General features: G+C 68.3%; 15 protein-coding genes. All 15 read right to left on the bottom strand.

Annotated elements, in window-relative coordinates:
* Window position 1 precedes the first annotated feature (1 nt).
* The 15 genes from dusA to ACSQ1W_RS00845 all read right to left on the bottom strand — a co-directional run bounded on the left by dusA (window position 2) and on the right by ACSQ1W_RS00845 (window position 21,758).
* Window positions 2-1,000: a tRNA dihydrouridine(20/20a) synthase DusA gene (gene dusA, locus ACSQ1W_RS00915; protein WP_436041307.1), complete on the bottom strand. Its 999-nt coding sequence runs from the start codon at window positions 998-1,000 to the stop codon at window positions 2-4.
* A gap of 441 nt (window positions 1,001-1,441) precedes the next feature.
* Window positions 1,442-2,164 carry a response regulator gene (locus tag ACSQ1W_RS00910; protein ID WP_436041306.1) on the bottom strand — a complete coding sequence of 241 codons (723 nt, stop codon included), beginning with the start codon at window positions 2,162-2,164 and terminating at the stop codon, window positions 1,442-1,444.
* 8 nt (window positions 2,165-2,172) lie between these two features.
* Entirely contained in the window at window positions 2,173-4,806 is a 2,634-nt protein-coding gene (locus tag ACSQ1W_RS00905; RefSeq protein ID WP_436041305.1) for an ATP-binding protein, read from the bottom strand.
* A 24-nt stretch (window positions 4,807-4,830) separates the two neighbouring features.
* Window positions 4,831-5,250, bottom strand: a complete 420-nt coding sequence (locus ACSQ1W_RS00900) for a hypothetical protein (protein ID WP_436041304.1) — start codon at window positions 5,248-5,250, stop codon at window positions 4,831-4,833.
* Between the two features lie 207 nt (window positions 5,251-5,457).
* A complete protein-coding gene (kdpC, locus tag ACSQ1W_RS00895) occupies window positions 5,458-6,051 on the bottom strand; it encodes a potassium-transporting ATPase subunit KdpC (protein WP_436041303.1) in 594 nt (197 codons plus the stop codon).
* 9 nt (window positions 6,052-6,060) lie between these two features.
* On the bottom strand, window positions 6,061-8,118 hold the full coding sequence (gene kdpB, locus ACSQ1W_RS00890; protein ID WP_436041302.1) for a potassium-transporting ATPase subunit KdpB: 2,058 nt from the start codon (window positions 8,116-8,118) through the stop codon (window positions 6,061-6,063).
* 10 nt (window positions 8,119-8,128) lie between these two features.
* On the bottom strand, window positions 8,129-9,832 hold the full coding sequence (gene kdpA, locus ACSQ1W_RS00885) for a potassium-transporting ATPase subunit KdpA (protein WP_436041301.1): 1,704 nt from the start codon (window positions 9,830-9,832) through the stop codon (window positions 8,129-8,131).
* A gap of 120 nt (window positions 9,833-9,952) precedes the next feature.
* Window positions 9,953-10,675: a TorF family putative porin gene (locus ACSQ1W_RS00880; RefSeq protein ID WP_436041300.1), complete on the bottom strand. Its 723-nt coding sequence runs from the start codon at window positions 10,673-10,675 to the stop codon at window positions 9,953-9,955.
* Window positions 10,676-10,794: 119 nt separating this feature from the next.
* Window positions 10,795-11,979 (bottom strand): CaiB/BaiF CoA transferase family protein, encoded by a 1,185-nt coding sequence (locus ACSQ1W_RS00875; RefSeq protein ID WP_436041299.1) that lies wholly within the window; start codon window positions 11,977-11,979, stop codon window positions 10,795-10,797.
* A gap of 121 nt (window positions 11,980-12,100) precedes the next feature.
* Window positions 12,101-13,918, bottom strand: coding sequence for a glycoside hydrolase family 127 protein (locus ACSQ1W_RS00870; RefSeq protein WP_436041298.1), 1,818 nt, complete (start codon window positions 13,916-13,918; stop codon window positions 12,101-12,103).
* Window positions 13,919-13,923: 5 nt separating this feature from the next.
* Window positions 13,924-16,116: an SUMF1/EgtB/PvdO family nonheme iron enzyme gene (locus ACSQ1W_RS00865; protein WP_436041297.1), complete on the bottom strand. Its 2,193-nt coding sequence runs from the start codon at window positions 16,114-16,116 to the stop codon at window positions 13,924-13,926.
* A 13-nt stretch (window positions 16,117-16,129) separates the two neighbouring features.
* Window positions 16,130-17,077 (bottom strand): ribokinase, encoded by a 948-nt coding sequence (locus ACSQ1W_RS00860; RefSeq protein WP_436041296.1) that lies wholly within the window; start codon window positions 17,075-17,077, stop codon window positions 16,130-16,132.
* Window positions 17,074-18,276: a serine hydrolase domain-containing protein gene (locus ACSQ1W_RS00855; RefSeq protein WP_436041295.1), complete on the bottom strand. Its 1,203-nt coding sequence runs from the start codon at window positions 18,274-18,276 to the stop codon at window positions 17,074-17,076. The genes ACSQ1W_RS00860 and ACSQ1W_RS00855 overlap by 4 nt, the downstream gene beginning before the upstream one ends.
* Before the next feature lie 89 nt (window positions 18,277-18,365).
* Window positions 18,366-20,654 (bottom strand): TonB-dependent receptor, encoded by a 2,289-nt coding sequence (locus tag ACSQ1W_RS00850; protein WP_436041294.1) that lies wholly within the window; start codon window positions 20,652-20,654, stop codon window positions 18,366-18,368.
* Window positions 20,655-20,882: 228 nt separating this feature from the next.
* On the bottom strand, window positions 20,883-21,758 hold the full coding sequence (locus ACSQ1W_RS00845; protein WP_192270732.1) for a LysR substrate-binding domain-containing protein: 876 nt from the start codon (window positions 21,756-21,758) through the stop codon (window positions 20,883-20,885).
* Window positions 21,759-21,813: the final 55 nt, after the last annotated feature.

The following is a 21,813-nucleotide window of genomic DNA, read 5'->3' as shown; positions in this document are numbered from 1 at the left end:
CTCAGGCCGCCGGGCGCAGTTCGCGCGTGGTCGCGGCCAGCGCCTGCTCCACCAGCGACCAGTCCGCGCCAGGCTTGTGCGCGCCTTCGCTGAGGATCTGGCGGAACGCGCGTCCGCCGACCTGGGCATGGAACAGGCCCAGCACGTGCCGGGTCAGGTGCTTCAGTGCCACGCCTTTGGCCAACTGCGTCTCCACGTAGGGGCGCCAAGCGCGCAGCAGATCCACGCGCGACCGCATCTCGCCACCGAACAGCGCCACCTGCATTTCATGCAACGCATAAGGCTCGTGGTAGGCAGCGCGACCGATCATCACGCCGTCGCTGTGCTGCAGGTGTTCGTGCACCTGCGCGGTCGTGGTGATGCCGCCGTTGAGCGCGATGGTCAGCTCCGGGCGCTCGCGCTTCAGGCGATAGGCCCAGTCGTAGCGCAGCGGCGGGATCTCGCGGTTCTCCTTCGGCGACAGGCCCTGCAGCCAGGCCTTGCGCGCATGCACGAAGAACGTATTGCAGCCGGTCGCGGCCACCGTGTCGATGAAGGCGCGGAACAGGTCGTAGTCTTCCTGTTCGTCCACGCCCAGGCGGCATTTCACCGAAACGGGAATGCCCACCGCCTCGATCATCGCCGCGACGCACTCGGACACCAGCGCAGGCTCCTTCATCAGGCAGGCGCCGAAGCGCCCGGCCTGCACGCGATCCGACGGGCAACCGACGTTGAGGTTCACTTCGTCGTAACCCCAGTCCTGCGCGATGCGCGCGGCCTGCGCCAGGTCTTCGGGCTCGCTGCCGCCGAGTTGCACGGCGACGGGATGCTCCACGGTGTCGAACCCCAGCAGGCGATCACGGTCGCCGTGGATCACCGCCTGCGCGTGCACCATTTCGGTGTACAGGCGCGCGTTCGGCGCCAACAACCGGTGGAACACGCGGCAGTGCGTATCCGTCCAGTCCATCATCGGGGCGACCGAGAGGCGCAGGGCTTCGTGGGGAATGCGGGGGGACGTCATGGCGTCATTGTACCTTGGCCCCTGCACGGCCCAGCCCACAGGGCAAGGTCCGCCACCTCTGGGGAACTACCGAAGAATCTGTGCGGCCATCACTGCGCAGGCTGTTCCAACGGCCAACCACGCCAACAGGCCCAGCCAGGAGAGACGTCCTCTGTACACACCGAATACCAAGCGGACGAACACCGCCACAGAAAACAACGAAGCAGCGATGAGGACCGGCAATGCCAAGATTCCGAACACCATGGCCGGAATCGTCTGCCCGGACTCCACGAAGTAGAGGAAGAGCACGAAGTAGGCAAGGAATACGAAGGGAATGGGCCACCACGGAAGGTGGGCCGAACGGCCTGCGTCAGAGTTGGTCGTTGTTCCGGAGTCCATTGCTGACTGTCAGCCCCCTACCACCCCAAGGTAAAACGGATTCGCACACCCGCTTCACTACCCTCATCCCACCCCCACAAACCGCAACCCCACCCCCGGCTCCGTCGCGATGTACCGCGGCGCGGTCGCATCGTCGTGCAGTTTCTGCCGTAGCTTGCCCACCAGGATGCGCAGGTAGTGGGTGTCGTCCTGATGGTTGGGGCCCCACAGTTCGCGCAGCAGTTGCGGTTGCGTGACCACGCGGCCGGGGTGTTGCAGCAGCAGGGCGAGCAGGGCGAATTCCTTGCGGCTCAGCGCGACGGCTTCACCGTCCAGCGTTACCTCGCGGCGGCCGAGGTCCACGTGCAGGTGGCCGTCGTCGAACACCGGCATCGCGTCGTCGCTGGTGGCGGCGCGGGTGCGCAGCAGGCCGCGGATGCGGGCCATCAGTTCCTGCACACCGAACGGCTTGGTGACGTAGTCGTTGGCGCCGCCATCGAGCGCGGCGACCTTCTCCATCTCGCCGTCGCGCACGGTCAGCATGATCACCGGCACCTGCGACCACTGCCGCAGCTCGCGCAGCACGTCGTGGCCCTCCATGTCCGGCAGACCGATATCCAGCACCACCAGGTCGGCACCATGCGCCGCCAGTTCCGCCAGCCCGGCACGGCCGCCCTCCGCCATCGCCACCACGTAGCCCTGCGCGCGCAGGCTGATGTCGAGGAAGCGCCGGATCTGCGGCTCGTCGTCGATCACCAGGATGCGCGCCGGCGGGGCGGACGCGGGTGGTGGCGCGGTATAGGTCAAACCAGATCCTAGGCGGGAGTGAGCAGCGGCAGGGTAATCCGGATCACCGTGCCGCGACCATCCGGCCCCGGCAGCGCTTCCACGCTGCCGCCGTGCGCACCCACCATGCCCTGGCAGATCGCCAGCCCCAGGCCGGTGCCGTGGCGACCGCGGTCGCCGCGCTCCACGCTGTAGAACATGTCGAAGATGCGGCTGCGCTCGTCTTCCGGAATGCCGGGGCCGCGATCGCGCACGTCGATGCGCAGTGCGCCGTCGACAAGCTTCGCCTCCACCTGCACCGGCTCGTCGGGCGGCGAGAATTTGCCCGCGTTCTCCAGCACGTTGAACACCGCCTGCTCGATCAGCGCCGGATGCACCCAGATGGCCGGCACGTCCGCGGCCACCGTGGTCTGCACGCGCACCCCGGGCTGGTAACGCTGCAGGCGCGTGACCGCCGAACCGAGCAGTTCGTCCACCCCGATCCAGTCGCGGTTGAGCGTCAGTCCGCTGTGGCCGAGGCGCGTCATGTCGAGCAGGTTCTGGATGTAGCGATCCAGCCGCTCGCCTTCCTGCTGGATCGTCTCGAGCAGGCTGCGGCGATCGTCCTCGCCCATCGCGTTCCAGTAACTGGCCAGGCTGCTGGCCGAGCCGATCATCGAGGCCAGCGGCGAGCGCAGGTCGTGGGACACCGACGACAGCAATGCCGAACGCAGGCGCTCGGTCTCGCCGCCGACGCGCGCGTCTTCCAGTTCCGCCACCAGCCGCGTGCGCACCACGGCCTGCGCGATGTCCTCAGCCATCGCCTCGGCCAGCCGCCGCTGTTCCGGCAGCAATCGGGGCGCGCTGTCGTCGAAGCGCAATCCCAGCACGCCCAGCGTCCCGCGGTCGCCGCGCAGCGGCAGGAACCAGCGGCCTGCACCTGCCAGGGTATCGGTGTGGCGCCCGGTCGCCTGCCCATGCTGTTGCGCCCAGTCGGCGGCGGCCAGGTCGGTGCCGGCGAGCGTCGTCGTCGCCGGCTCCTCGCGGCCCTGCACGCGCAGCCACGCCTCCGCCGACAGCGCGCGTTCCAGCGCCTTGCGCCCGGCGGCCAGCACCTGCCCCAGGTCGGCGGCGACGGCCAGTTCGCGCCCCAGCGCCTGCAAGGCGGTCGCCTGCGTGTTGGCGGCGCGCAGCGCCACCACCTGCATGCGCAGGCGCGAGGCCAGTCGCCCTGCTACCAGCGCAGCGATCAGGAACAGGAACACCGTGGTCACGCCTTGGCGGGCGGTGATGTTGAAGGTGAAGCGCGGTTCGATGAAGAAGAAGTTGTAGGCAAAGAACCCCAGCAGCGCGGCCAGCACCGCGGCGGTCATCCGCGTGCGCGATGCGACCAGCACGACCGCCACGATGAAGACCATCGAGACGTCTTCCAGCCCCATCCAGCGCTCGGCCAGCCAGGCCACGCCAATGGAGAGCAACGAGGCCACGGCGGCGAACGCGAGCTCATGCCGCGTCAGCCAGCTACCGATGCCGGTGTCGCCGCGACGCGCACGTGCGCGCGCTTCCGGCGTGCTGATGATGACCAGTTCGTAGTGCGCACCGCGCTGCAGGATCTGCTGGGTCAGCGTGCGGTTGAACATGCGCGCCACCGGCCGCTCGCGCGTCCGCCCCAGCACCAGCGTCGAGGCGCCGCTTTGCGTGGCGTGATCCAGCAGCGCATCGGCGATGCGCGCGCCGCGCAGCACCTCGGTGTCCGCACCGAGGCGGCGCGCCAGCGCGAACGCCTGGTCGATCTCGTGCTGCTTGGCCGCTTCCACCGCCTCCGACGGCTGCACCGTCACCACGCTCCACGGTGCATCGCGGCGCTCGGCGATGCGGCGCGCGGCGCGCACCAGATAGTCGGACTGGCCGCAGCCGTCAATGGCGACCAGCACGCGCCGCCGCAACGGCAGGCCGGGCAAGCCGCGCGCGGCCTGATCTTCGCGCAGGTCGCTGTCGACGCGGTCGGCCGCGGTCTGCATCGCCAGCTCGCGCAGCGCGATCAGGTTCGACGGCGAGAAGAACGCCTGCAGCGCCTGCGCCGCCTGTTCGGGCAGGTAGACCTTGCCCTGGTGCAGCCGCTCGATCAGCTCGCGCGGCGGCAGGTCGACAAGCACGATGTCGCGCAGGCGGTCGAACACGATGTCCGGCACGGTCTCACTGACGCGCACACCGGTGATGCGGTGGACGACGTCGTTGAGGCTTTCCAGATGCTGGATGTTGATGGTGGTGTGGACGTCGATGCCGGCGTCCAGCAGTTCGATCACGTCCTGCCAGCGGCGCTCATGCCGGCTGCCCGGCGCGTTGCGGTGGGCGAGTTCGTCGACCAGCGCGATCTGCGGGCGCCGCGCCAGCAACGCGTCCAGGTCCATTTCGTCCAGCCAGCGGCTCTGGTAGGACACGCGCCGGCGCGGCAGGATCTCCAGCCCCTCGGTCTGCGCGGCGGTCTCGCCGCGCCCGTGCGTCTCGACGATGCCGACCACGACGTCCTTGCCCTGCCGGCGCAGTTCGCGCGCCCGCGACAGCATGGTGTAGGTCTTGCCGACCCCGGGCGCTGCGCCCAGGAAGATGGTCAGCCGCCCGCCCTGCTCGCGCTGCAGGTGGTCGATCAGGGCATCGGCCTGGCGGTCGCGGGCGTCGGTCATGGCGATAGTGTGCCTGTAGTCGTGTCACAGCGAGCAGGTGGCGCGGCGGCATGGGGGACCGGCGATACCGTCGTGGTGACCTGCATATGCGCGAGGTGCGTTTTCAAGGAAGTTTTCCTCGATGGAGAAGCAGGAATGCCTTGTCCGCGAAGCGAATTTCCTCGGCTGCGCACCGTTCTGGTTTGGCCGCGATGCCGGTTTCGTTGTCGTCTCACCTGAAAACCTCGACCCCCTGAATCTTTCAGGTTCGGCAGCGAGGAAGTTTTCCTCGTCGTCGAGGTGTAGGACCTCGTGCGCGAGGCGATGGACGTCGTCGTCGCACCTTTCTTCCTTGCGAAGCGAATGAATTTTCTTCGTCAGCGCACGTTTGAACCCTGCGCGCGAGGAAACTTTCTTCGGCGGCGCACCTTTCTGGTTCGCTGGCGATGGTGGGTTGTTGACCATCCTGACTGGCAACCTCGCTTCTCGCCCCCTCTCCCCCGCAGGCGGGGGAGAGGGCTGGGGTGAGGGGGCCAGACGCGGCAGCAGCGCCAGGCACGGACGCGACGCCGGCTTCGTTCGCCCCCTCACCTGCCTTCGGCATCCTCTCCCCCGCAAGCGGGGGAGAAGAGAAAGCCAATCCTCGCTCTGCCCAGCTAGATCCATGTCGCCTTACTCGGGCTTTCCACGCGCATCCAGCGCCAGATTCAGTTCCAGCACGTTGACGCGCGGCGCACCCAGCAGGCCGAACTGGCGTCCTTCGGTATGTTCGGCGACCAACTGCTCGACGTCGCTGACCGGCAGACCTCGGACACGCGCGACACGGGCGACCTGGATCTGCACCGACGCCGGCGACAGGTGCGGGTCGATGCCGCCTCCGGACTGCGTGACCAGATCGCCGGGCACATCGGCGGGAGCGACACCTTCACGGGTAACGACGGCGGTGCGTGCTTCATCGATGCGCGCGCGCAGATCGGGATTCGTACGCGCCTGGTTGCTGCCGGCGAGCGCCATCACGTCGTAGCCGGCCGCGGATGGACGCGACTGGACGTAGCGGTCGTCCGCGAACGGCTGCGCAACCAGCGACGAACCGATCACCTGGCCGTCGCGCTCGATCAGGCTGCCGGTGGCCTGGTGCGGAAACAGCACGCGGCCCAGGCCGGCGCCGGCCAGCGAATACAACAGGCCGAAGCCGAACAGCGTGATCAGCGCCAGCATCAGCGAGGCGCGCCACACCGGCGGGGAAGACAGCGGGGAAACGTTCATGGCAACTCCTCAGGCGCCGGTGACGGCGGCCAGCAACAGGTCGATGAGCTTGATCGCGGCGAACGGCAGCAGCACGCCGCCGACGCCGTAGACCAGCATGTTCCGGCGCAACAGCGCAGTGGCGCCGGCCGGTCGGAAGCGCACTCCGCGCAACGCCAGCGGGATCAGCAGCGGGATGATGATCGCGTTGAAGATCAGCGCCGCCAGCACCGCGTTGGTGGGGCTGGACAGCTGCATCACGTTCAACGCGCCCATCGACGGGATGGCGGCGGCGAACAGCGCCGGCAGGATGGCGAAGTACTTCGACACGTCGTTGGCCAGCGAGAAGGTGGTCAGCGCGCCGCGGGTGATCAGCTGCTGCTTGCCGACTTCGACGACCTCCAGCAGCTTGGCCGGGTCGGAATCGAGGTCGACCATGTTGCCGGCCTCCTTCGCCGCCTGCGTGCCGGAGTTCATCGCCAGGCCCACGTCGGCCTGCGCCAGCGCGGGCGCGTCGTTGGTGCCGTCGCCGACCATCGCGACGAGACGACCGCCGGCCTGCTCCTGGCGGATGCGTGCCAGCTTGTCCTCGGGGCGCGCCTCGGCGATGTAGTCGTCGACGCCGGCTTCGGCGGCGATGGCGGCGGCGGTCAGCGGGTTGTCGCCGGTGATCATCACCGTGCGGATGCCCATGGCGCGCATATGGGCGAACTTCTCCTTGATGCCGTGCTTGACCACGTCGGAGAGCTCGACCACGCCGAGCACGTGGTTGCCGTCGCTGACGACCAGCGGGGTGGCGCCGTTGCGCGCGACCTGTTCGACGCGCGCGGTGAGTTCGGCGGGGACGTTGCCACCGAGCGCCTGCACATGCTTCAGGATCGCGTCCATCGCGCCCTTTCGGATCACCCGGACATGGCCACGGCCATCGTCGGGCAGATCCACGCCGGACATGCGCGTCTGCGCGGTGAAGGCGACGAACTGCGCATGGTCCGGATCGACCAGTACGCCGCCCTGCTCGCGCGCCAGCGTCACGATCGACTTGCCTTCCGGCGTGGGGTCGGCCAGCGAGCCGAGCATCGCCGCATCGCGCAGCTGTTCGCGGTCGACGCCGGCCAGCGCATGGAACAGCGTGGCCTGGCGGTCGCCATGGGTGATTGTGCCGGTCTTGTCGAGCAGCAGCACGTCGACGTCGCCGGCGACTTCGACCGCCTTGCCCGACTTGGCCAGCACGTTGGCGGCCAGCGCACGGTTCATGCCGGCGATGCCGATGGCCGGCAGCAGGCCGCCGATGGTGGTCGGGATCAGGCAGACCAGCAGCGCGACCAGCAGCAGCGGATCGAGTTTCGCGCCGACGAAGCCGGCGATGAAGGGCAGCGAGATGACGACGATGAGGAAGGTCAGCGTCATCGTCAGCAGCAGCAGGCCGAGTGCGATCTCGTTCGGCGTCTTCTGCCGGTTGGCGCCCTCGACGAGCGCGATCATGCGGTCGAGGAAGCTGTGGCCGGGCTCGGCAGTGACCTTCACCACGATCTCGTCAGACAGCACCTTGGTGCCGCCGATCACGCCGCTGCGGTCGGTGCCGGCTTCGCGCAGCACGGGCGCCGATTCGCCGGTGACGGCGGACTCGTTGATGGTGGCCAGGCCCTTGACGATCTCGCCGTCGGCCGGGATCTGTTCGCCGGCGGAGACGATGACGTAGTCACCGGGTTTCAGTTCGGCGGCAGGAATCCGGCGCTCGGTGCCACCCAGTGGCGTGTCGATGCGACGCGCGACGAGGTCCTTGCGGGCGCGGCGCAGCGATGCCGCCTGGCCGCGGCCGCGCGCTTCGGCGACGGCTTCGGCGAAGTTGGCGAACAGCACGGTGACGAACAGCAGCGCGGTCACCGCCCAGCCGATGCCCGGCGGGGTGGCGCCGGCCAGCGTGAGGCCGGCGGTGAGCAGCGTGCCCAGCCAGACCACGGCCATGACCGGATTCTTGAACGCGTGCTGCGGCGCGAGCTTGGTGAACGAACTGAACACGGCGGCGCGCAGGCCCGCGCTGTCGAGCAGGACCGGCGCACGGCCGGCGGAGCGTGAGGAGGAAGTCATGTCGGTGTTCTCAGGGCGCGCCCAGTGCCAGGTGGTCGGCGATCGGGCCGAGGACCAGCACGGGCATGAACTGCAGCAGGGTCAGGATGACGACCACGGCGATCAGGGTGAGCGCGAAGGTGGGGGTTTCCACCTGCAGCGTGCCAGGGCCCTCGGGCGTGGCGCGCTTGCGTGCGAGCGAGGCGGCGATGGCCAGCGGGATGATCAGCGCGGGGTAGCGACCGAGCATCAGCATCAGCGTGGTACTGAGGTTCCACCAGATGGTCGCATCGCCCAGGCCTTCGAATCCGGAGCCGTTGTTGGCGAAGGCCGAGGTGTACTCGTAGAACACCCGGCTGATGCCATGGAACGACGGATTCGAATTGCCGGTGATCGACGGCACGGCCAGCGTGATGGCGGTGAAGCTCAGCAGCGCCAGCGGCTGCAACAGCACCAGCGCCGCGAGCAGCTTCACTTCATGCGCTTCGATCTTGCGGCCGAACAGTTCCGGCGTGCGGCCGGTCATCAGGCCGGCGAGGAAGACGCTGAGCAGCAGGTAGACCAGGAACTGCTGCAGGCCGCAGCCGATGCCGCCCCAGATAGAGTTGACCAGCATGTTGCCGATGGTCACCAGGCCGGTCAGCGGCGCCAGCGAGTCGTGCATCGCGTTGACCGAGCCGTTCGACGTCTGCGTGGTCACCGCGGCCCACAGTGCGGACGGCGCATCGCCGAAGCGGACTTCCTTGCCTTCCATCAGCGCGATGTCGCGGGCGGTGTCGGAGTAGCTCTCCGACCATAGTGCCGCGCCGGTCGAGATCGCCGATATCGTCAGCATGGTGCCGAACACCAGCGCGGTGAACTTCCGGCGCCCGGTGAAGCTGCCGACCATGAAGGCGATGCTGATCGGGATCAGGATGATCGCCAGCATTTCCAGCAGGTTGGACAGCGGCGTGGGGTTTTCCAGTGGCACCGCACTGTTGGGGCCGTACCAGCCACCGCCGTTGGTGCCGAGCTGCTTCACCGCCACCATCGGCGCGACCGGGCCGACCGCGATCTTCTGCTCCGTCATGTCCGCAGCGGCGTCGATGGGCGTGGCAACAGGGCCGCCCTGCAGCGTCGACGGCACGCCCTGCCAGGTCAGCGCCAGCGACCACGCCAGGCACAGCGGCAGCAGGAAGCGCACGGTGGGACGGATGATGTCGGCCCAGTAGTTGCCGACATCGGCGTCGCCGTTAGCGGTGCTGGATGCCGTGTCGCGCTTGCGTCCGCCGAACAGGCCGCGCAGCGTCGCCGCAACCAGCGCCAGGCCCATCATCGGCGTCACCACCTGCAAGCCGACGATGCCGGTCATCTGCGCCAGATGCGACAGCTGCGCCTGACCCGAGTAGTGCTGCTGGTTGGTGTTGGTGAGGAACGACACCATGATGTGCAGCGCCAGGTCCCAGCGCATGTTGGGCGCGCCGTTGGGATTGAGCGGCAGCCACGCCTGGGTCATGAAGACGATCCAGGCCAGCACGCCGACGACGAGGTTGCTGGCGAGGAAGGCGATGGCGTAGCCCTTCCAGCCCATGCCCAGCGCAGGATCGACGCCGAGCAGGCGGTACAGGGGGCGTTCGATGACGCCGAACAGCCGGTCGCCGCGCATCGGGGCACCGCGCATCACCGCGGCCAGGTAGCGGCCCAGCGGCCAGCCCAGCGCGATCGCCAGTGCGAAGACGAGGAGGAACTCAGTCATGGGAATCGTCCCTCGGCGCACGGGCGCGCCGCGTGATCAGCAGGAACATCAGGACGGCGCCGGCGAGCAGGCTGCCGAGCGACAACGACAGATGCAGGAAGTCGGTGAACATGGCGGCGCTCAGAACGAAGTCTGCAGGGCGGCTTCCACGCGGGAGCCCGCCAGGCCCGGGAACAGCGTCCTGGCGCTGCGGTCGGTGGCGTGCGCGGTGACGCGGATCTCGAACGGCGCCTTGAACGCCCACACCATGCCGAGTTGCGCGTGCGCGTAGCTGGCGTCGTAGGCGTCGTCGAGCCAGTAGTAGCCGGCGGCGGCTTCCAGGCGGAGCTGTTCGCCTACCGGGAACTTCGCGCCGAGCTGGGCGTAGGTGCCGGCTTCATCGGTCGCCAGCGCGTCGTTGGAATAGCCCAGCTGCGCCCAATAGTTCTCCTTCCAGGTCAGCGTGCCGATCGCCTCGGTCCAGTCGAGGTCGGCCGTAGTGGACGGATAGCGGTAGTGGGTCAGGTTGACGTCGAGCGCCCAGTCCTCGGCGACGTTGCCGCTCCAGCCGACGGTGACGTCCAGCTCGCTGCTGGCTTTCGTGTCCGGCGCGAACTCGACGTTCGAACCCCACACGGCACCGTAGAGGCCGTTATCGGCCGCGACCTTGAAACCGGCCTGCACGGCCGGATCGCCCTGGGTCTGGGTGGTGCCGCGCCAGACGTAATCGGTGGTGATGGCGCCGGAACCGTTGAAGGTGGCGGCGCTGGCGGACGAGGCGGCGCCCAGCAGCAGGCCGGCGGCGAGGGAAGAAACGACGAACGCAGGCCTGTGCCTGCGGGATATGGAGGAGATGGGAGACATGAGTGCGATCCGGGGCGGAGGAGTTCCGCCGACCGCGAAAGTCTGGTCCCGGGTCGCGTAAAGCCGCTATGCGCCGCGGCGGGCGCGCCGTAAATTCGGCGTAAAACGCGCGACCGGGTTCAACCGGACGCGCGCGTCCTGCTGTGGCGGCCGAGCACGTGGTCGGCGTCCTGGTCGAACGTGGGCGCGGCGAACGGTGCCGGTCCCGGCGTGCGGCCGAAGGCGATCGGGCGCGTCACGCCGCGGTAGCTGCCGACCACGGGATGCGCGATCTCCGCCACCATGTCTTCGGCCAGCACCTGCGGGTGCTCGAACATGTCCTCCACGCGGCGCGCCGCTGCGCACGGCACTTCGTCGCCGAAATGCGCTTCCCATTCCTGCGCGGTGCGCGCGAGAAGCGCGTCGTGCAGTTGCGGAACGATCTCGGCGGCGTGTTCGGCACGCTTGCGCACGGTGTCGTAGCGCGGGTCATCGGCCAGTGCGTCCAGCCCGGTCAGCCGGCAGAGCGCCTTCCAGAAGCGCGCGGTGTTGGCCGACAGGTAGAGATAGCCCTCGCGCGCCGGATGGATGCCGGTGACGCCGCCGGAGCGCATGTCGCGGCCGATATCGAGCGCCTCGCCTTCGGCCCAGATCATCCGCGCCGACTGCATGGTCAGCGCGCTGCGCAGCAACGACACGCCGACGAACTGGCCCAGCCCGCTGCGCTCGCGTTCGTACAGCGCCGACGACACGCCGCCGGCGAGCAACGCGGCGGCGTAGTAGTCCACCACCGAGCCGTAGATGATTTCCGGCGCGCCGCCGCGCTTGCCCTGCAGCGTGCACATGCCGGTCATGGTCTGCAGCACCTGGTCGTAGCCGGCCTTGTCCTTCATCGGTCCGGACTCGCCGTAGCCGGTCACGGCGCAGTAGATCAGCCGCGGGTTGATCACCGACAGGCTGTCGAAATCGATGCCCAGCCGCTTCGGCACGCTGGGACGGAAGTTGTGCACCAGCACGTCGGCCTCGCGCACCAGCCGCAACAGCGCGGCGTGGTCGGCCGGCTGCTTCAGGTCCAGCACGACGCCCTGCTTGCTGCGGTTCACGCCGAGGAAGGCGCGGCTTTCCTTCTCCAGCGTGGACGGGTACTGGCGCAGGTTGTCGCCATCCGGCGGTTCGACCTTGACCACGTCGGCGCCCTGGTCGGCCAGCAGCGTGCAGCCGTAGGGACCGGCGATGTAGGCGCTCAGGTCGAGCACCTTGACGCCGCTCAGCGGCCCGGCGGGGCCGTGGCGCCGCGGGGCGCGGAAGGGAGAGGCAGTGTCCATGGGAAGAGGCTCCTTCAACCGCCACCTGCTGGTCGGGGACCAGTCTGGTGCAGGCGGTGCAGCGGATACAGTCGGCCGCCGTAGTTTCTGCGGCCACAAATTCTTGCGAGCGCGTGCGCGTTCATGCCGGCGGCAGCGACAGCCAGGTCAGGCGCCAGGCGCCGTCGACGCGACCGCCGGTACGGTAGTACGGCCAGAACAGCAACGGCGGCCGGTAACCGAGTTGCAGTGCGATGCCCGGACCGTCGCTGTCGTCGGCCACCGGCAATACCTGCAGCCAGTCGTCCTGCGGGCCATCGGGCAGACGGATCGTCTCTTCGGTCTTGAAGCCGTCGACCAGTTCGGTGGCGTAGACCAGCGGCCCGCGCGTCAGCCCGACGTAGTGCAGGTCCAGCACCTGCTGGCGCACGTCCGAGCCGTCGGGCGCGCGCGATTCCTGCACGTTGCGCAGCACCTGCCGGTGCAGCGCCGGCCGCAGCGGGAACAGCAGCTGCACCTGGTCGCCGGCACGCCAATGGCGACGCACGGCAGCGAACGTACCCGGCACCACCGGTCCACGTACCGCTTCGCCGTTGACGGCGACGGTCGCACCCTCCGCCCACGACGGGATGCGCAGGCGCAGCTCGAACGTGGCCTCGCGTTCGGGCTGCACTTCCAGCGAGATGTCGCCTTCGAACGGGTAACCGGTGTGCTGGCGCAGTACCAGCGTGCCGGCGGCGGGATGCGCCAGGCTGGCGTCGCCCGGACCGTAGATCTGCACGCGGACGACATCACCCTGCACCGCGTAGGCGAGCGATGGCAGCTCCTCCAGCGCCATCGCGCCGCTGGACTTGCAGCAGCGCCAGTAGGTGGTGTGCACGCGGCGGCCGTTCGGGAACGAGTAGTAGCACCAGTCCTCGCCGTCGGGCGCGAATGCACCGAGCAGGTCGTTGTACGCGGTGCGTTCGATCTCTTCCGCATAGCGCGCCTCGCCGGTCAGGCGCAGCAGCTCGCGGTTGAACTGGATCCACGACAGCAGCGAACAGGTTTCGACATAGGCCAGCGGACTGAAGGTACCGCGCGCGTTGAACACCTCGCGCGACCGGTGCGCCACGCCGCCCCACGGACCGCCGCCCAGCGTCAGGTGATACTGGTGGATGTTCTCCCACATCGCCTCGACGGCGTGGCGCAGCGCCGCATCGCCGGTGGCGCGGCACAGCTTGACCAGGCCGACCAGGTTCCACAGCAGCTGGTAGGCCTTGCCGGTGGCGATCTCGGATGCATCGGCGCCCGCTTCGATCGCGGGCAGCAGGCGCAGTGCGGGATGCGCATTGGCCTGGGCCAGCACCTGCTGCGCCAGCGCGAGGAAGCGCGGCTCGCCAGTTTCCTCGTGCAGCTCCAGCGCGGCGTCCATCAGCACCGTGGCCGACATGCCGTGGTGGTTGCCGAGCGTGGTGATGTCGATGCCGTCGGCCAGCGCCTTCGCGCACAGGTCGGCGATGCGCGCGGCGGCCTGCGTGTAGCGCGCATCGTCGAGCGCGCGTGCGGTCTCGATGAAGCCGAGGATCAGGTAGGCATGCACCCACATGTCCCAGGTGCGCAGCGCGGGCGCGCCGTCCCAGCTGGGCGGCTTGGGCGGTTGCGGCTGCATGAAGCGGCGCTCGGGCGCGTAGGTGCCGAGGTAGCCGTCGTCTTCCTGCACGGACAGCAGGTAGTCGGCGACCTCGCGCAGGTGCGCGCCGAGCTGCGCATCGCCACTGCGGGCGTAGGCGCGCGCAGCGGCGGACAGCCATTTGCCGGCGTGCTCGCCGTACCAGTCGCCTTCGGTGTTCTGCGCGCGGTGCGCGGGCGCGAACAGCGCGATGGCCGGACTGTCGGGACCGGTGATGAAGTGCGAGAGACGGCCGCGCCGGTTCGCATCGAGGGCATCGCCCAGCAGGCCGCCGAGGGTGACTTTCATGGCACTCACGCCGCATCCACCACGCAGCGGAAGCCGATGCGGCCGGAACGATCCTTCGACGGCGCCATCAGCAACAGCTTGCCGTGCTGGTCCAGGCGCTTGGCCTGCGGGAAGTACCAGTGCGAGGTGCGCGGCTCGTAGTCGCTGCCACCGCGCACGATGGCGGCGCGGGTGTGCTCGTCGTGGAACTCGTCCGTCCATTGCCACACGTTACCGACGAGGTCCATCACGCCGAACGGGCTGGCGCCTGCGGGATACGCGCCGACCTCGGCCGGCGGCGGCAGCACACGACCGCGGAATACCGGCGGTGCCGCATCGTCGCGCCAGGCGTCGCCCCACGGATACAGGCGACCGTCGGTGCCCTGCGCGGCGTACTGCCATTCCCAGCCGTGCGGCAGGCGCTTGCCGGCCCACGCGGCGTAGGCACGCGCATCCTCGATCGACACCCACGTCACCGGCCTGTTCTCCCAGCCCGGCTGCGGTGCGCCTTCGCGCCAGTCGCGCAGGTAGTTGCCCGTGTCCTGCGGCGCATAACCGGTCGCATCGACGAAGGCCTTGTACTGTGCGTTCGTCACCGGATGGCGGTCGATATGGAATGACGCGACCTGCATGCGGCGACGGTGATGGCGACGCGCCGTGGGTTCCCACGGGAACTGCACGTCGACGCCCTCCCACACCTGCCCTTCGATCTCGATGCCCTGCACGGCGAACAGGAACTCGCCGGCGGGGATGGTCACCATGCCGTCCGGCGCAGCGGCCTGCGGTGCAGTCGGTGCGACGGCCTGCAGGGTCTGCGGCAATGCGGTCCATTTCGCGGATAGCGCGGCGAGCGGTGTCGCCGCTTCCTTCGCCATCTCCGCGAGGAAGTCATCAAGTCCTTCTGCCTGTACGCCTTCGCGCAAGGCCAGCAACGCGCCGAAGCCACGACCTTCCAGCGTCGTCTCGAGGATGGCCTGGCCATCGATGATGCGCGGCTGCAGCATCGTACCGTTCCACAGGTCGAGATAACGTGTGCCCTCGACATGCGGCACGGCGAGCTGCTCGCCTTCGATCGGGTACTCGTGGCGGTTGACCAGCGTCCAGGCGGTGACGCCCTCGCCCGGGAACCGGCTGGCGAAGATGCCGGCCTGCAGCGTGCGCTCGTACGGGCGCCAATCCATGCTGACGAACAGCGAGGGGAAGCGCCGGTAAATCGTGGCGATGCGGCGCAACGAGGCGGCATCGCGCGGAGTCAGCTGGTTCCACAGGCCCCACACGTTCTCCCACGCGTTGTAGCCGACGCCGTTGAAGAAGATGTACTGCAGGTCGTGGTTGCGGTCGCGGCCCCAGCGGTTCTCGTAGTTGATCATGTGGCGCGGTTCCAGCCACTTGAACTTCGCCACCGGCGGCACGACCTCGTTCGGCGCCTTCTTGCCCCAGCTCTGCACGTTCCAGATCAGGTGTTCCTCGGCGCTGATCGTCGATTCAGGCTGCACCACCACCGGATGGCCGAGCGCATCGCAGGCATCGAAGAACGCGCGCGGCACGCCATTGTAGGTGTCGCCATTGATGCCGTCCGCACCCACCGCCTTGACGATCTTCGCGATGGCCTGCCAGTCGGGCTCGCCTTCGTCGCGGGTGCCGTTGTCCCACGGCATGGTGGTGAGGAAGACGCGCACGCCGCGGCGATGGAAGTCGTCGACGGCAGCGCGCAGGCCTTCCAGCCCGCCCGGCAGGCTGCGCGCCAGGTCGAACTGGTTGCGGTCATCCACGCCGATGTTCGGATACACGCACCACAGCAGCACGCTGTCGAGGCCACCGAAGCGGGCTTCCAGATCATCGAGGTAACGGTCGACGGTGTAGCGGCCGGCGACGGGATCGTAGAGATAGCGGTCCTCGACCATCACCTGCGCGTGGACGAAGTTGCGCTGCGCCCACTGCAGTTCCGGCCGGCGGTAGTTGGCATCGTCGTAGCCGATGCGGGTGAGGTGTTCGCGGCGCCAGTCCTTCAGCTCGGCGACCCAGTCGTCGGCCGAGGCGTTGGCATCGATCTTCCACTGGCCGATATCGGCGAACGGCCAGCCCGGTGCCTTGCCCGGCGTGGGCAGGTAGCGCTGCGTGGTGACGTGGGAGAACTTGTATTCGGTCTTCACCGGCGGCGCGCGATCGTCGTCGTGCGGGTTGGCGGGCGAAGCATCGGGGGACGTGGGGGTGTTCATGGGGGATATCGGATCAGGAACCGGAAAGGCCGCTGTACGCGGCGAGCGCCTCGCGGCGCGGGGTTTCGTTGGTTTGCCCTGCAAGCCAGGCATCGACCTCGGCGCGCGTCGGCACGCTGGTCTGCGCACCCAGGCGCGTGCAGGCCAGCGCGGACGCGGCACTGGCGAAGCGTAGCGCGTCCGCCAGCGGGGCATGCTGCGCCAGGCGCGCGGCCAGGGCGCCGCAGAAGGTGTCGCCGGCCGCCGTGGTGTCGACGGCGTCCACCGGAAAGGCCGGTTGCAGGAAGAGTTCGCCACCGCGTCGCGCAATGCAGCCGCGGGCGCCCAGCGTGACCACCACGCAGGGCACAGGCAGGCGCGCGAGCTGTTCGGCCAGCGTCCCGGGGCCAGCCAACGTGGCGAGTTCGCCCTCGTTGACGACCAGCAGGTCGACGTCGTCCAGCAGGCCCGCGGGCAGCGCGGTGGCGGGCGCCGCATTGAGCATGACGCGGACGCCGGCCGCGCGCGCGACGTGCGCGAAGCTGGCGACCGTGTCCAGCGGGGTTTCCAGCTGCAGCAGCAGATGGCTGACCCCGCGCAACGACGGCAGGTGATGCGGTCGCAACGCGGCGTTCGCGCCGGGTGCGACAGTGATGGCGTTCTCGGCGTCGTCGGACAGGCAGATGAAGGCCGTGCCGCTGGCGACGTCCGGCGCGCGGATGACGTGCCGTTCGACGCCCGCCTCGGCGAGCGCCCGGTCGAGCACGCCCGCATACGGGTCATCGCCCAGCGCCAGCAGCATGCGTGTGTAGGCGCCGCCGGCGCGCGCACAGGCCACCGCCTGGTTGGCGCCCTTGCCGCCCGGGAACGTGGCGAAGTCGCGCCCGAGCACGGTTTCGCCGGGTGCAGGTACATGCCCCGCGCGGACGACGAAGTCGAGGTTGGCCGAGCCGGCCACCAGCACGGCGGTGGGTGCGGTCATGGCGATACCGCCGTGTACACCTGCCGGTAGAACGGCCCGGCCAGCTTGGGCAACGCAGGCGCGCCGTCCACGGGCAGGTGCTGCGACATCAGCACGATGACGAGGCGGCGCGCCGGATCGATGGTGAAGTAGGTCGACGCGGCGCCGGACCAGCCGAACTGCCCGAGCGAGCCCGGACGTGTGCTCTTCGCCGGATCGGTGACGACGTATCCACCCAGGCCGAAACCTTCACCCGGCTCAGGCGCGGCGACGGCGGGCTCGAACGCAGCCAGTTGGTCGCTCATCATCGACGCCACAGTGTCCTTCTTCAGCAGGCGCGTGCCGTCCAATGCGCCCCCCTCGGCCAACATGCGGGCGAAACGGAGATAGTCGGCCGCAGTGGAATAAAGCCCGCCAGCCCCGCTGGTGTAGGCGCGCAGCGGCACACCCGGTGTCCGGGCCGATGGCGTATCCGCCAGGACGCGGTGCCCTCGGGCATCGCGCGAGGTCAACGCCATCACGCGGCCGCGCTGCAGTGCAGGTACCTGGAAGCCGGTATCGCGCATGCCGAGCGGCGACAGGATGCGTGATTGCAGGAAACGATCGAACGGCTCGCCACTCGCCACTTCGATGACGCGCGCCAGCACCTCGGTATTGACGCCGTCGTAGCGGAAACGTGTTCCCGGTTCATCGGCCAGCGGTGCATGCGCAACACGTTCGGCGTAATCGGCAAGGTCCTGCGCGTCCTCCGGCGCCTGCCGTTGCAGCAGCGTGGAAGCGACGCGGATGTCGTCGCCACCGGTCGCGAAGCCAGCGGTATGGGTCAACAGATGACGGACGGTCAGGGCACGCACCACCGGCACGAGCCGTGGCGCTTCGGCATCTCCCCCCGTCACGCGCTCCAGGTGCGCGAAGGACGGCATGTACTTCGCCACCGGATCGTCCAGGCCCAGCCTGCCTTCCTCCACCAGTATCAGCGCAGCCACCGAAGTGACCGGTTTGGTCATGGAGTAGATGCGGAAGATCGCGTCCTCGCGCAAGGGGGCACCCTGCAGGTCGGCGTGGCCAAAGGCGCCGTGATAGGTCAGCTGTCCTTGCTCCGACACCACGGCAGTGGCACCCAGATAGCCGTCATCGCCGACCGCCTTGGCCAGCCAGGCGTCCAGCGGGGTGGGAGAGGGCGACACTGCGGTCGCGGTGACCGCAGCGAGCGCGAACATCAGGAACATCCAGGCCCCGCGCCACCCTGGAGAGGGGGCGGCGCGGGTGGACACTGCGTGGGAAGAAGCAGGCATCCGTGGATCGTGGATCAGAACGTGTATTCGTAGGTGAACGAGTACATGCGGCCACGGCCAGCCCAGTAGTTCCGCCAGCCCGGTACCTGCGACCAGGTGAGGATGTACTGCTTGTTGGTCAGGTTTTCGATGCCCAGCGAGAAGCGGCCAACATTCTCCACGCGGTAGTTCATGCCCAGATCGAACAGCGTGTAACCCGTGGTGTGCTCTTCGTAGCTGAACTCGCGATTGTCGTATGGCCTCACGTCGCTGCCGGACAGATCACGCGACAGCAGCGTGGTCGAGCCCAGCGTCGCGTCGCCTGCTTCGGAGAACTTCCAGCGCACCGACAGTGCGATCTTGTCCGGATTCACGTCCAGCGCACCGATGGGCTTGTTGAGCGGGCCTGCATCCCAACGACCCTCGGGATCCTGGGTCCAGAAGGACGTCTTGCCACGGATCCGCGAATAGACGCCACTCAGCTTCCACGCGTCGTTGATGTTCCAGTCGCCGGAGAACTCGAAGCCCTTGATGCGGGTCGGCGCGCGGAACAGCGTGTAGTCCTCGGTGATCGGATCGATCACATAGGAGGACCCGAGCTTGGAGCGCGAGTCGTAATGCGACGCGCTGAACGACGTGCGCTGTCCGCGCCAGTTGACGCCGATCTCACGGTTGTCGACGACCACGGCCTTCAGTTCCTGGAAGGTCGAGTCGACGGTCGCCGGCGGATCGCCCGGGCAGCCGTCGGGTTTGGTGTCGTCCGGATCGTTCGGACAGGAGATGTTACGCAGCGGGATACCGACATTCGGCAGCCCGAAGCCTTCGCCATAGGCACCGAACACCGACCACTGGTCGGTGATGCGCCAGATCGCGCCGAAGTTCACCAGATTCTCCTGGTAGCTCAGCTTGCCGCCCTGCACGAACCGACGATCCCGGAACCAGGTCGTGGTGTAGTCACCCACCTTCATCTCGCCGTCTTCGCGCCGGAAGCCGCCGCTCAACGTGACCGGCCCGATGTCGTAGCTCAACTGCATGTAAGGCGCGATGCTTTCGTACTCCATCGGCGGCACCCACAGGCGGTTGGTCAACGCGAGGCGCTGGTCGGCCTTGTCGCGCACCCAGTCGACGCCGGTCCGCAGCTCCAGCCCTTCCACGCCGAACAGCTCGCCGCGCGTCCACGAGGGACGGAAGCCGACCTTGTCGGAGTTGATTTCCGACTGGTCCCAGATCAATCCATCAGGACCGTTCGGCGGTATCAGCGGGTCCTGGCGATCGCTGCCGTTCTCCGCCGGATAGCGCATGGCCTGGTCCGCCCAGTAGGCGTTAAGGCTCAGGGTGCCGCCGAAGAAGTCGGCATCGGTGTAGATGACGTTGACCTGGGTGAAGTCGTTGAACTCCGCCTTGGTGCCGAACAGGTGTCCGCGCTCCGACGTGTTGGGGCTGGGGTTCTCGCACCAGCCCGGCTCGTACCTGCAACCATCGACCTGGACGTAGTTGCCGTTGCCCTCGATCTTGAAATCGCTGTAGCTCACCTGCAGGCGCTTCTCGAGATCCTCGCCGAAGTTGATGCCGCCCTTGACGAACAGGTTGCGCGCTTCCGAATCGCTGACCGAACCGCTGGTATTCATGCCGAGGCGAAGACCGTTGGCGTCGTAGCCCATGCCGCGATCGATACGCGACACGCCAACAATCATGTCGTAGTTGTCCTGCTTGCGCGCGAAGTTCATGCCGACCTTCCAGCCGGCGCTGTCGTCTTTGAACTGCGTGGAATAGCGGGTCAGCAGGCGGAATTCATTGCCTTCCTTGGTCGGAACCGCGGAGATGTAGTTGATGATGCCGCCCGACGCGCCGATGCCTTCGGATGCCGAAGGGCCATTGATGACCTCCACCCGACCGACGATGCCCATGTCGGTGAACGTTGCGTTGCGACTACCATCGCGAAGCGGCGAACCTTGCGGCACGCCGTCGAACAGGCGCAGCGCTACGCGACCGCGCAGGGTTTCGCCGCTGTTGCTCATCGCCTGCGATGCCTCGGCATAGCCGGGAACCGTGCGCGCGAGCACCGCGGTCGCGTCGTCCGTCATCAGCAGCGTGTGGGCGATCTCCTCCTTCGTCACCAGGGACACGGCACCCGGGATCTTGTCGACCGATTTTGCCGACCGGACGCCGGTGACGATCACCTGATCCAGATCGACGGCATCCTTTGCGCGCTCCTGTTCGGAGGCCGCATCCTGCGGCAACGGGGTGTTCTGTTGGGCTTGGACGCTGGCGCTGACGGCGGCGGCCAGCAGGAAAACGCCGAACGCGGCGGGTACCTGTTTCATGGTCTGTTCTCGGAATGCTTCGGTGGACGGCGAGCGCGCGTGCGCATCGGCGCGTGGCTAGGTGGGTATGCGAGAAAGGCCGCCCCGGCGGCCGGCGTGCCCAGCGTTCCTCCCAGACGCTCGAACCCGACGATGGTCAAAGCCTAGGTCGACGCCCGTCACGGAAAAATCGCCCGCGGATATGTTCACAGGCTAGTTTTTGTAGCGTGCACTGCAACATGGCGACGCTCAGGCGTGGCCGGTGGCGGCACGGCTCTCCTGCAACAGCACGGTGACCAGGCGGATGCGCACCGACGAGCGCGACCACACCATGCCGATCCGCCGCGGTTCGCTGGGCAGCGGCAGCGGGATGCGGACCAGGTCCAGGCCTTCGGGCCACGGCCGCGCCCAGTCCGGCACCAGCGACACACCGAGCCCCCGATCCACCATCACCGCGATGGCATTGAGGCCGTTCAACTCGAACCGCTCGCGCGGCACGATGCCGGCGGCGCGCAGGTACTCGTCCGCCACGCGGCCGCCCCACTGGTTGCGGTCGTAGCGGATCAGCGGTTCGGTGCGCAGCAGGTCGTGCGGATCGCGGCCCGCCATCCTCGCCGGCGCGATCATCACCAGCGGTTCCTCGCGCAGCAGTTGCCAGTCGCAGGTCTTGGGCAGGATGTACGGCGCCTGCAGCACCAGCGCGGCATCGAGCTCCCCGGCTTCCACCGCGCGATAGAGCTCGGCCGAATAGCCGGGACGGATGAAGACGTTGATCTGCGGGAACTTGTCGACCATCCGCGCCAGGATGTCCGGCAGCATGCCCGCCAGCGCGGTCGGACAGGCACCGAGGCGAAGCTCGCCGGACACCTCGCTGTCGTTGGCGATGCTGCGCATGTCGGCGACGTCGCGCAGTAGGTCGCGCGCACGCTGCAGGATGCGCGAGCCTTCTTCGGTCAGGCTGACGGTACGGCCGGCGCGCGCGATCAGCGGCGCGCCGAGCTCGCGTTCGAGCGTGCGGATCTGCTGTGCCACCGCCGCGGGGGTGATGTTGAGCACGCGTGCCGCCGCCGCCATCGAGCCGCGGTCGGCCACTACCACGAACGTATTCAGGAACTGGGTATCCACGTGCGCTCCCCTCTTCGCGTCAGGCTACACGAGCCCGGATGCGCCAGCGATGGGA

It is taken from the genome of Pseudoxanthomonas sp. LjRoot143 (assembly GCF_964252945.1).
GTDB lineage: Bacteria > Pseudomonadota > Gammaproteobacteria > Xanthomonadales > Xanthomonadaceae > Pseudoxanthomonas_A.
Note: the sequence above shows the minus strand (reverse complement) of the source record. Positions and strands in the feature narration are given on the sequence as shown.